Source organism: Acidovorax sp. K2F (genome assembly GCF_025246485.1).
Taxonomy (GTDB): Bacteria; Pseudomonadota; Gammaproteobacteria; order Burkholderiales; family Burkholderiaceae_C; genus Acidovorax; species Acidovorax delafieldii.
The window spans coordinates 1-12,251 of the sequence record NZ_JAOBSQ010000066.1 but is presented as its reverse complement, the minus strand read 5'-3'; the positions used below and the strand labels follow the sequence as shown (position 1 = coordinate 12,251).

Annotated in this window: 8 protein-coding genes; all 8 read left to right on the top strand. The window is 57.3% G+C overall.

The window, feature by feature from the left end; genetic code table 11:
- On the top strand, positions 1-296 hold a 296-nt coding region (locus tag N4G42_RS24785; RefSeq protein ID WP_260669070.1), incomplete at its 5' end, for a hypothetical protein.
- A gap of 500 nt (positions 297-796) precedes the next feature.
- Positions 797-1,243 (top strand): hypothetical protein, encoded by a 447-nt coding sequence (locus tag N4G42_RS24780; protein ID WP_260669069.1) that lies wholly within the window; start codon positions 797-799, stop codon positions 1,241-1,243.
- A gap of 711 nt (positions 1,244-1,954) precedes the next feature.
- On the top strand, positions 1,955-4,741 hold the full coding sequence (locus tag N4G42_RS24775) for a TrlF family AAA-like ATPase (RefSeq protein ID WP_260669068.1): 2,787 nt from the start codon (positions 1,955-1,957) through the stop codon (positions 4,739-4,741).
- A 24-nt stretch (positions 4,742-4,765) separates the two neighbouring features.
- Entirely contained in the window at positions 4,766-6,859 is a 2,094-nt protein-coding gene (locus N4G42_RS24770) for a RecQ family ATP-dependent DNA helicase (protein WP_260669067.1), read from the top strand.
- Positions 6,860-6,871: 12 nt separating this feature from the next.
- Entirely contained in the window at positions 6,872-8,311 is a 1,440-nt protein-coding gene (locus tag N4G42_RS24765) for a DNA-processing protein DprA (RefSeq protein ID WP_260669066.1), read from the top strand.
- 459 nt (positions 8,312-8,770) lie between these two features.
- Positions 8,771-10,054, top strand: a complete 1,284-nt coding sequence (locus N4G42_RS24760; protein WP_260669065.1) for a DNA cytosine methyltransferase — start codon at positions 8,771-8,773, stop codon at positions 10,052-10,054.
- A 24-nt stretch (positions 10,055-10,078) separates the two neighbouring features.
- The gene (locus N4G42_RS24755; RefSeq protein WP_260669064.1) at positions 10,079-11,698 is read left to right on the top strand and encodes an AAA family ATPase; all 1,620 of its coding nucleotides are present in this window, start codon (positions 10,079-10,081) and stop codon (positions 11,696-11,698) included.
- On the top strand, positions 11,698-12,251 hold a 554-nt coding region (locus tag N4G42_RS24750), incomplete at its 3' end, for a hypothetical protein (protein WP_260669063.1). The genes N4G42_RS24755 and N4G42_RS24750, both read left to right, overlap by 1 nt.

Genomic DNA, 12,251 nt, shown 5'->3' with positions numbered 1-12,251 from the left:
CTAAAGACGGGCGCCCTCTGATAGACATGACGCATGTGGTGCACAAGCTCACTCGGACGCACATTCCAGGGTCAGGTGGATTTGGTCCGCATTCTTTCCGTCACCTTGTGGCTACCGACTGGTTGCGACGAAATCCTAATGACTTTCTGACGGTCGCAGAACTGCTGAACGATACGCTTGAAGTGGTTATGAAGACCTACGCGCATCTCAAGAAAGATGATGCGCTGAACCGGCACTCGTCACAGTTGCGAGACCTCCTGCCGACATATTTAGCCGAGGGCGCCCGGCGTTGCTAATTTTGGTGGGTCTCACTGTGTGCTGGGCAGTGAGACCTCTTTTCACGCCATCACCCCTTGGCTGTGCCGATTGAGATGGTAGTAATAGCAAGCAGGCCTACCGCCCGGTCCTGGGCGGTAGCTATAGCGCATCACTCAAAGCGCAGTGGTGCGCAAAGGCGACGGGTCAGCACCGTCATGTAGCGAATCTGGGTCGCGGACGGCGTAGCAGCTCGCGCATACCTTTAAGAGTCTTCCGGAAGTATTTTCCGTGCTATAGTCTAAATCCCATCAGCGCAGTATCTAGCGCAAGAACACAGCTCCACCCCTCATCGCCAGGGGCATCGGTTGGTTGTGTTCTTTAAAAATTCTGCCTTCAGGCATCCTTCGAATAGCTTGGAATCAAGTTATCGCTCTGGCACGAGGGCGGCGCCTGTCTACTCAATCTTCATGAACTCCTTCGGAGTCTCACTCCATTTTTAGCCTCGCAACTGCGAGGCTTTTTTATTTCCTGATTCAGAATGACAAACAACTTCACCATTAGTTTTTACGATAACTCTAACGGCGTTACCGTCGGCTCGTTGCAATACGGAGACAAGACGCTGCTGGCAACGACTCATCCTGCGACCATTGCGTATGCGTTGCAGGCAATGGGTGTCAAATCAGTTGACATTAAGAATCATCAAGTCTCGGCCAAACTTTCTCTCTCTAGCTTGGTTGTTACGAAGAAGCTTGCGAAAATCGCTGGGAAGCATATGAGCTGGATGGAGTTTTTCTTCATTTTTTTCAGAATTGATTCGTATAAAGAGTCGGTGACTGATAAAGATGCCGATATTCATCTTCGAACGGCCATTCATTTTTTGCCAAAGAAAATGGTGAAAAATCAATTGTTGACGGAAGCTCCTCCTAATTGGAAGGACGCGCTCGAAAATCGCAAGCAGTACATCTATTACCCCCACTGCCGATGAACGGCAGGCCGACACCCAGCACGGTGCGGTCTTGGGATTCAAGCCCCTGCGGTTGGCCTGTGCGCATGACAGGTCCCTCCCCTCGGCTGTCGAACGAATTTTTCCCGGGGGGCAAGACTCTGGACAGCCCAGCATTTCAATGTGCAACTTGATAGCCTGAGTTGTCCCCAGGGACGGTGAGGACTTTTGTGCAAAAACACGAGTCGAATCTGGGGAATTGCTGAATTCAAAGACTGTTTCAGTCTCGGAGTGCGGCAAAAACTGGAAAAATGGCGACAATATTTCATAATTTGAAATGTTTTCGACTTGGAGCACAAAAAGCCTCACCGTAGCTTTGTCGTGGCTTCGGTAACTCCCACACGAGATTGCTCGCAACGTCAGCGTCTCATCGGGTACTCATGTTCCTGACGAGCACTGACGTTAAGGAAGTGCGCTTCCCGGCCTACCTCTCAGCCTGAGAAGAACAAATCTGTCGGGAGGCTTCATATCTAATCTAGATTTGCAAAACTGGCGTTCGCTTACCGCTAGCATCTCACTGCGCCCTGGCAGGCTAGGCTGGCGACTACATAGCGTGTCATTTTTGCCGCTTCTGCTTAGACCGACAAACTGCGCCTGTGCACCGACGTCTAAGAGTTTGTACTGGTGGTGGGGCCCGCATCAACGACCATTAGCTGACGATTGCGGAAAAAGTAGCGGCACGGGAGGCCAAGAATGACTGACTACCAAGGGATGCGCTGGTTCAAGTGTGACCTCCAAATGCAGACGCCAGCGGACGCGCCGCATTGGCGGGGTGCCGCTATGGGGACGACGGCCGATGAGCAGATGGAGGCCGCTCGCGCGTACATACGCCGGTGCTACGAGGTTGGCCTTGAGGCAATCGCCATCACGGACCACAACTACCTCTCGAAGTCGTTCATCCCGCTGCTGCAAGAGGCTATTCATGAACTGACGGGTGAGTTCGGATACAGGATAGTTCTGTTCCCCGGATTCGAGTTTGAAGCCGACGTCGGAAAGGGCGTCCATGTCCTGGGCATCTTTGAGCCGGATGCAGACCTCGAAGAGCTGGACCATCTCCTGACGGAGTGCGGTGTTGGGTATCCGCGCGTTCAAGGAGGCGTGCTCGCAAAATCAACACGCCGGCTCCCGGAGCTGTTGAAGTGCATTCAGCAGGTGAACCCAGACGGGAAGCAGCGAGGCATCGTCGTAATGCCTCATGCGCTCAAAGACGATGGCCTGTTCGACAACGGAAAGGTCAGCGAGTGGTTGCAACAAACGGAGTACCTGAATCCAGACTTGCTTGCCGTGGAGGTCCCGAAGCCAGTCCACGAGATGAGCTCAGGATGGCGCAAGCTTTTTGGCGCAGCTGCCGACTGTGACGCAGCATGGCGGCGCCAGCGCTCGGTGGCATGCATCATGTCATCGGACAACAAGGCGCTCACCAAGGAAGAGAACGCCGAAAACTATATTGGCATGCGGTACACGTGGGTCAAGATGTCTGAGCCATCGGTTGAGGCGCTGCGTCAGGCATTTCTGGACCACGAGTCACGAATCCGCCTTCAAACGGTGAGGCCAAGCGATGATGAGCGTCACCCTCGGTTGGTCAGCATTGCGGTCAAGGGCGCGGCCTTTGTGGAAGACCAGGTTGTGCACTTCTCACCGAACCTCAATTGCATCATTGGCGGACGAGGAAGTGGAAAGTCTTCGCTACTGGAGTACATCCGTTTCTGTTTTCAGCCTGACTATCTGTCATTCGTAGATGCGGACCTGCATGAGAAGTTGAAGGGCATTCACAGAACCGTCGAGAGCGGCGACGCTGAGCTCCACGTGTCCTTCGAAGTGGCCCCTGGCGTTTTGGACACCGTTCTGCTGAAGCCGAGCGCCAGAGAGCACAGACTGATTAACCGCGAGGTGCACGACCTTCGAACTGTGCTGGGCCAGGTGAGGGTCCAGTTCTTCAGCCAGGGTGAACTGAGTAGGCTGAGCAAACCGGGGCAGAAGAATCAGGTGCTGAGACTGATTGACGCCTCCTGCAGTGAGCATCTATCCGAACTCGCCAGCCAGGAATCTGCGGTACGCGGAGAGCTAGAGAAACTGTTTGCGGCTGGTCGACAGGCCGAGACCTTGGCGGGAGAGGTGCTACGTTTAAAGCAAGAGCTCGATGAGCTGACCAGGCAGTGGCAGGCACGCAAAGAGATTCAGGCGGACGCGGCAGCTCATCGCCTTGCACAGGATGCGAAGCAATTCGTCGCGGGGGCAGTGACACTGGCAAACAGTGATGCAGAAAAGTTACGCGCGGCGATATCGGAGCTGGACCCTGTTCCGGAGCTTCCCGAGTCCGCAGCAGGTTGGCCAAACTCTGATTGGTTCTCCGATATGCAGGCGGCGTTGCTGCGCGCGCGGGAATCATTGAGCTCTGAGGTTGAGGCTGCCGTTGTCAAGTACACCGCTGCCATTCAAGGTGAGCTTGAAGGACATGCAAACTGGTCGGCAGTGACGTCCCAGCTCAGCGAGGCGGAAGAAAAGTTCCTTGCTGCGTGTCGCGACAAGGGCGTGCTACCCGCCGATGTCAGCAAACTGCAGGAGGTCGACCGTCTTCGGAACGCACGGCAGGCCGACCTCGACACGAAGCAGAAGCAGCTTGCAGTTATGCATCAACAGGCTGCCGACTTCGATAAGACATTGTCCAGGCTGCACACCATTTGGCGGGAGCAGTTCGAGGCCCGCAAAGCGGCTTGTACAGCATTGCAAAGGCCGACAACCTTGGTCATAGCTAGTTTCATGCTGGACGCTCGTGCCTTCGATGCGGTCTGGGAGCGATTGGCACCCAGGGACAGCCGTACCCGTCTTGGACGAAGCTGGGAAGACATTGGACGGTCAGTCTTTGCGATGTTCGCTCAAACGCCGGCCGCCGCAGCCCCCTGGGAGGTCCTTCAGCAGTGGTTGAAGGCGCCAGAGTCCATTCCCGAAAGGAGTTCGGTAGCGCCGCTAGCGGCAGAGCTTTTGAAGCATATGGAAACCCCCGACGTACGCGCGATTTGGGAGAAGGTTCGCCTGACGCGGGTTGATGACCTGATTGACGTCGAGCTCAAACGCCCCGATGGAACAAGCGCGGGACGCATGAGCGGCGAAGGAGGAAAAGTTCTGTCCGAAGGGCAACGCAACACCGCCCTCTTGAGCCTCATCCTTGCAGAAGGGGCAGGCCCCATCGTCATCGACCAGCCTGAGGACGAGCTGGACTCGAACTACATCTACAGTGACCTCGTTCCCTTGCTTCGGCACACCAAGAACGGTCGCCAGCTCCTGCTCGCAACTCATAACGCCAATTTGCCCGTGAACGCGGACGCCGAACTCATCTACGCATTCGACGCGCAAGACGGAAAGGGCAAGAAGCGAACCCAAGGCGGTTTGGACCGGGCCGACGTTACCAGAGCCGTGCTCGACATCATGGAGGGCTCCGAGCAAGCCTTCAAGCAGCGCAGCGAGAAATACCACTTCTGACAACAGACCAGGGAGCAAGAACAGATGGCCACCAGAGTCCAAGCATTGCAGCACCTTCGTTTGGCCATGGCCAACCGGGAGGCGGACTTCCGAGAGGGTCAGTGGGAGGCCATAGACCACATCGTCAACCAACGCGGCAAGGTGCTCTGCGTCCAGCGAACCGGCTGGGGCAAGAGCATGGTGTACTTCGTATCAGCAAAGCTCATGCGAGCGCAGGGCGCCGGGGTCACGCTCATCATTTCGCCGCTCTTGGCACTGATGCGCAATCAGATTGAAGCGGCGCAGCGGCTTGGGCTGAGGGCTCTCACGGTCAACTCGACCAACCAGGAGGACTGGGGTCATGTTCGCAACGAACTACTGGCCGACCACGTCGACCTACTGCTGATTTCGCCGGAACGACTGGCCAACGACGAGTTCGTCGCCAGCACTTTGCAGCCCATCGCCGCTCGAATCGGGCTGCTCGTCATCGACGAGGCGCACTGCATTTCGGACTGGGGGCATGACTTCCGGCCGGACTATCGGCGCATCGGTCAGGTTTTGGCCCGGCTTCCCGCCAACATTGCGGTGCTGGCAACTACGGCGACCGCCAATCGTCGTGTGGAGCAGGACGTGGCAGCCCAGCTTGGTGGCGCCGTGGCAGTGCAGCGCGGCCCTCTGGTTCGCGAAAGCCTTGCGCTGCAGAACATGCGCATGCCGGGCCCCGCCGACCGTCTCGCTTGGTTAGCTGACCAGATTCCCCAACTTCCTGGAAGCGGCATCGTCTATACGCTGACCACCCGCGACGCCGACCGCGTCGCCGAGTGGTTGCGTTTGAACGGTATTGATGCGCACGCATACCACGCAGGCAAGACGGACGACGAGCGGCAGGCGCTCGAACAGGATTTGCTGCTTAACCGCATCAAGTGCCTCGTTGCGACGACAGCGCTGGGCATGGGTTACGACAAGCCTGATTTGACCTTCGTTATTCACTACCAGACGCCGGGCAACGTGGTGGCCTACTACCAGCAGGTCGGCCGAGCGGGGCGAGCAATACCTGTTGCATACGGCGTGCTGCTTTCTGGGGAAGAAGAGGACGACATCAACGAATACTTCCGAGACTCTGCTTTTCCGCCGGAGTGGCAGGTCAAACGCATCTTGGAGGCGCTGGAGGCTGCAGACGAAGGTTTGAAAGTGCGTGACATTGAACGTGCCGTTAATCTGCGTCAATCGCAGATTGAAAAGGTGCTGAAGCTGCTGGTCGTCGAACCGCAGTCACCGGTGCTGCGCATCGACGGCGCGTGGTATCGAACGCCCAACCCATTCCAACTCGACCGCCAGAGGATTGCGCACCTCACGGCACAGCGGGAGGACGAGTGGGCGCAGATGAAGCGATACCTAGCCAATAAGCGCTGCTTGATGCAGTTCCTGGCCGAGGCCCTGGACGACCCCAATGGGCAGCCATGTGGTCGATGCGCAGTCTGTCTCGGGCGTCCCGTGCTGCCGGTCGAACCACAGCGGAACACTCACATCGAGGCGCAGCGATTCGTGCGACACAGCGAGACGCCCTTGGAACTGAAGAAGCAGTGGGACCTTGACGCGCTCGCCCAGTATCAAGTCGCTTTCGGCTGGAGCAAGCAGAACATCCCACAAACGTTGCGAGGCGAAGAGGGGCGCGTCCTGTCGCGCTGGGGCGAACCGGTCTGGGGCGAACTCGTGGCCCACGGGAAGGCTCAGGGGTACTTCGACGACGAGCTCGTTGCGGCGTCCGCTGACCTCATCCTCCACCGATGGGGGGCACCGGTCGCTTGGGTGACCTGTATTCCCTCGAACCGTCGTCCGAGCCTGGTGCCAGATTTCGCTGCCCGGTTGGCGGCGGCATTGGGCGTGCCTTTCCGCCCAGTCATCCAGAAGTCGCGGGAAACCGAGCCTCAAAAGAATATGGAGAACCGATTCCACCAGTGCCACAACCTGGACGGGGCATTCACGATTTATTCTGGGGCCGGGACCGAAAATGCAGTCCTGCTGGTTGACGACGTTGTCGATTCAGCATGGACCTTGACCTTGGTAGCTGCCCTGCTTCGTCAGGCAGGCACCGCCGCGGTGTACCCGTTCGCGCTGGCTATCACCACGGCGAAGTGAAATGAGATTGAAATGAGCCACCAGGCATTGAGCGTAGATACTGAAGTTGTCCTCCTGCTGTGCGGGCGCTTTGGCGGGGAGCGGCAGGAACCGTTCCAGCCACTTTCAGCGCGCGAGTACGGCGAAATTGCCAAGTGGCTGAATGTGCGGGGCCTTCGCCCCGCCGACCTACTGACTGAAGCCGGGAAGGCTCAGCTTCAGGCCCTGCACGAAGCCAAGTTGGAGAGGAAACGGGTCGAGTTCCTTCTGGAGCGCGGCACTGCAATGGCCCTTGCGCTTGAGCGCTGGAGCCGCGGCGGGCTCTGGGTCATTTCGCGTGGCGATGCGGAATTCCCTAAACGTTTGAAACGCCACCTGAAGCATGCAGCACCGCCACTTCTCTACGGTGCCGGTAAGAAGGAGCTCCTTGACATGGGGGGGCTTGCCATCATCGGTTCCCGAGATGCCTCTGAAGGTGCATTGGACTTCACGCGGGAAGTCGCTGCTCGGTGTGCGCAAGAGGGCTTGGGTGTGGTGTCGGGTGGTGCGCGCGGCGTCGACGCAGCCGCCATGCAAGGCTCGACCGTGTCTGGAGGATTCACCATCGGTGTTCTGGCCGCTGACCTCTTGAAGACCAGTGTCAACCGACAGAGCCGCCTGGGTCTGCAGGAAGGTCGCCTCGTGCTGGTTTCGCCGTTCTATCCGGAAGCAGGCTTCAGCGCCGGCAACGCGATGGGGCGCAACAAGTACATCTACGCTCTGTCGGACAGGGCGTTGGTGATTGATTCAGCGCTGGGCAGTGGAGGCACCTGGGAGGGGGCTCTGGAGGCTCTCGCCCACCGGTGGGTGCCGGTCTACGTCCGCACCCCGGGAAATGGCCCGGGAAACGCGGCGCTGGTGGACAAGGGAGGCGTCGCCTTTACCTTCGTACCTGGACAAGCCGAATCGTTGCTCGACTATTTCGAGCGCGGGGCAGCGAGTCCCAACAAGGTGTCCGAGCCGACATCACCTCAGCAGTCTTGGCTGTCAATCGATGCGAGCTCCGATGACTCCGCACAGCCGAGCGCTGTGGCGCAAAGCGGGGGCGCTGCAAAGCCAGTCGTCGACACATCGGCTAAATTGCCTGAAAGGCCATCCGACGTGTCCGACGACGGCGCAACAAACGAGGGCTCAGGGCCGTTAGCGCCGACGAACACGGTCCAACTCAAGGTCGACAACTTGGCCGAACCCGCAGTCTGCGTTCCTGGGGGCTCGATGCCGACCACGCTCGACATGTACGAGGATTTTCTGGCGAAGCTGTCCCTTGCCCTGCAGGGCGTGCCCTTGTCAGAGGATGAAGTTGCAGAACGTCTCGTTCTGGAAAAAGGGCAAGCGAAGGTCTGGCTCAAGAAGGCCGTTGAAGCCGGTCAGGTAGAAAAGTTGAAGAAACCAGTCCGCTATTCGCGTGGGCGCCAGCCCCCGCTCCTCCGCTGATGAGCCAAGACAAACGATGAGCACTCCGACACTCCTACAAGCACTGGCTGCTGGGCTCCCAGATGTGCTGAAAGTCAAGGGTTCGTTGCAAGTCGGACCCTCCGCTGTCTTGTGGACAGATGTCGAGGCACGGCAATGCCCCGGCGCTGGCTGAGCTAAAAAAGTTCAAGTTGTTGGCGTTGTAACACTGGGGCCCCTACGAACCTCACCTGCGCCGAGGACCCGCGATATGGTTGAAGTGTGCCGTCGCAGGGCTGATATTTGCCCGTTGGCTTATGTGATAGCAGTCTAAATATGAGGCAGCAACCACTCCATCCCGCGACTTGGACGGGGGAACAACCCTTTGTGCGAACACAGGCAGACCGGGTACTGTATAAAATGCCATACCGAGACCCAAATTCAAGAGAGAACGACCAAAGAATGACCAAAGCGGCCGCTGCCCCGACAACGACTTTTGGAATGAACTCATTCTTTGCTGGCATCGGAGGGTTCGACATTGCCTTCGAGCGCGCGGGGTTTTCTGTACAGTTTCAATGTGAGAAAAATAAGTTCTGCAGCAGCGTACTGCAGCGACACTGGCCTAAAACCCCTTTCCATGCAGACATCACGACCGTTGCGCCGGAGCAAGTACCGGAGGCCACAGTGTGGACGGCTGGCTTCCCATGCCAAGACCTGTCCCTTGCACGTACGCCACACGGCCGTCAAGGATTGAAGGGCGCACAGTCGGGCCTTTTTTTCAAACTGCTGGAGCTAATGGCAGACCACAGGCCGCAAGTAGTTCTCATCGAAAACGTGGCAGGTCTTCTGAACTCCCACAAAGGTGAAGACTTCAAGACACTTGTGTCTGAACTCACTGAGCTAGGTTATGGTGTTGCTTGGCGTGTGCTGAACGCTCGATATTTTGGCGCACCACAGTCGCGGCCGCGCGTATTTGTGTGCGCGTGGATGAATAGTCCTGAAAAGGCGGCACGCGCGCTATTCGAAGATGGGAAGTCACGACCACCCACCTCCGAGCGCACAGGCTTTATTACGCCATGCAGTCCGACAAAGTCCGGCGCAATAGTGCCGCAAGTCTCGTTCTGCATTTCTGCAACGTCTGGCAGGCATACTGGATTGGATTGGGCGCGGACGTACGTGACTTATCCCCGGGCAGTTCGACGTCTCACTCCGCTTGAGTGCGAGCGACTACAGGGACTTCCGGATGATTGGACGGTCCCCGAAAAGGGCTTCAAGGTGCCTACTCGCGGCATTGATACTGAGCGGTACCATGCTGCCGGCAACGCTGTTTGCGTGCCAGTTGCGGAATGGGTGGCAAAGAGAATCGCGGGAGCGTTGCTGGAAGAACGCAAGGCGGCGGGCATTAAGAGAAATGTCGAGCAACGTTTGAAGAGCGTGGCCTCTGAATTCAGCGATGACCGCGCGCGCACCTTCTCCATAACAGACGACCTCCTGCCCCCTAAGTGGGCGACGGGAGGAGTCGCGTTCAAAGGGGTACTGATAGACGCGCCCGTATCCTCTGCACCTCTTAACCCCGTGCCTTCTAAGTTCTCGGCCATAGTTCAAGAAGGACCAGTAGATTCTCGCTACTACATCAGTCCGAACGCGGCTCAAGGTATCGTCAGGAGAGTTGATAAGCTGGGGCGCACATTGTTTGGCCCGCTAGATACCGCCATTCGGCACTTGGCGCATAGCGTCGCCGGACCTCGAAGCGGAGCAAACAGCACTGAACGACAAGCTGCATAGAATCAGCGCCGTGGAGGGACTTCAATGAATTTCTATATGGTCCGCCTCGGCGTCGACAGTGTTCCAACAATCACAGCGCTCGACCAAGCCGGTGCCCCTACACCGCTGAATTTTGATGTGGTGTGCAAGCAGGTGCCTACTGCACTTGCGAACGGTGATTTCGTGTTCGTTTGGTTAGGTACTGACAACAGCAAGGGGAGTCCTACAACCTGGAAGCAAGGCCTCCGTGCTCTAGGAAAGGTGACGAACATCGCTGGTCCGCCGGACTATAACGCCGCTAAGACTGTAAGCCTCTCTGTAGGGTACGTGCTTCCCGCGTCAATCAACAAATGGGACTCGGCTCAAGCACAATCTGTTCACTACCGGGAGTTGTTCAACATGCCCGTCTTGGGCTCGAACAACTACAGTAGCCAAGTAATCCAACACATCGACCCTACAAAGCCTGCCCAGAACCTCTCTGCTTTGTTCAGCGTAATCGAAGAGTACCAGCCGAACTTTCGCACGGCTGTCGAGGCCATTTATCCAGAACTGATTGCGCTATTCGCAGAGCTACTTCCGTCTCTAAGCGGTGTTGTCGCGTTACCCAGCACGGTTTCTGCGCCAGAACTCGCACATGCTTCCGCTATTGCGGGAAGTTGGGATATCCCCAAATCAGAGCTGGATAACCTCGACGGCTTAGTTGGGATGGAGGAGGCGGCGCTCCGAGCCGTAGCCGCGCTGAATGCCGGCATGCACGTCATACTGACCGGCGCTCCTGGCACAGGGAAAACGCAACTTGCAGAAACGCTGTGCCGCAAAGCGGGATTCCCATCCTGGACCGTTCCTGCGACGGACCAGTGGACCACGTTCGAGACCATTGGCGGCTACTTTCCTGTACCAGAGGCAGGGGCAGGAAACGCGGCAGACCGACTCGATTTCTTGCCCGGCGCCATTCTCGACTCTATTTCTCGGGGAAACTGTCTCATCATCGACGAAATTAACAGGGCTGACATCGACAAAGCGTTTGGCGAGATGTTCACCCTGTTGGCGGGGAGTTCCGTCACTCTTCCATACAAGCGGCGCGGGCCAGATGGCTTTCTACGGATTCGCATCCAATTAGACGATTCTCCGGTCGACGCGGACATGGATGTTATTCCTGTGCCGAGAGGCTGGCGGATGATTGGTGCCATGAACGATGCAGACAAGGCTAGCCTCAAACGACTCTCACTCGCCTTTGTCCGACGATTCGCATTTGTCCCGGTAGGACTGCCGGATGAGGGCAGTTACGCAGCCCTACTGAACTCCCGCTTGGCCTCCTTCGAAGGGACAATGGCAGGCGAACCGCGAGTAGCCGAAGTTCTTGCATCGGTGAAGCGTCTCTTCTGCTCAAGAGATTCGGGGTTCGCGAAGATTGGCATGCCATTTGGGCCAGCTATCCCGCTTGCGCTACTACGCCAAGTTGTCAGGGAGGCAGCTATGGATGTCGCCCGCACTTCAGAGGAGCTTCTCGCTGCTGGACTCGACTTGTATGTGGCACCTCAATTCCAAGGGCGCGCAGATTGCCACGAAGCATGTGCAGAACTTATTGCGGCAGAAGTTTCAATAAAGCCAGTCGCTGATGCGTCTATCCGAACGCTCGGGGTTTGGACAGGCTACGACGCTTAATGGACGAGTCGGTTAAGCAGGAATGGCATAAGTACATTTCCGGGTCGCCGACCGGAGCACGCTTCCTGAGCAGCGTAGGGAGCGGGATTCGTCTCGGCCAGCAGACAGTTGAAGCAACTGAGGACACTAAGCACTTCCTGGAGCAGCTCAATCGCGGCAAGCGTGATATTCGAATTCTCGCATCCGCGGTAGACCTCCTCAACCCCGACTACTTGACCTTTCTGTCACATGATATGCCGGTCTTACTTGACCACTTGGCGAACGAAGTGGTGAAGAAGGATGAAGTGGTAGGCCCCGCGTTGCGAGGAAACCCCCGGTGGGATAGAACGATTCTCGGCCGCTTGTCGGGTGCGCTCACAGTTGGTCGGTATTACTCTCGCACAGGAAATCGCTCGTTCGAACGGCCTGAGAATGAGCTTATACGTTGGCTTCTGAGTGAGCTATTAGTTGAACTACATCATTTGGAACGCGAGCTCGGCATCGAAGCACTCCCTCTTTCCCTGAAGTCGCTGCTGGCCAAATCCGAAGTCTTAACTAGGCATCATTGGCTTAG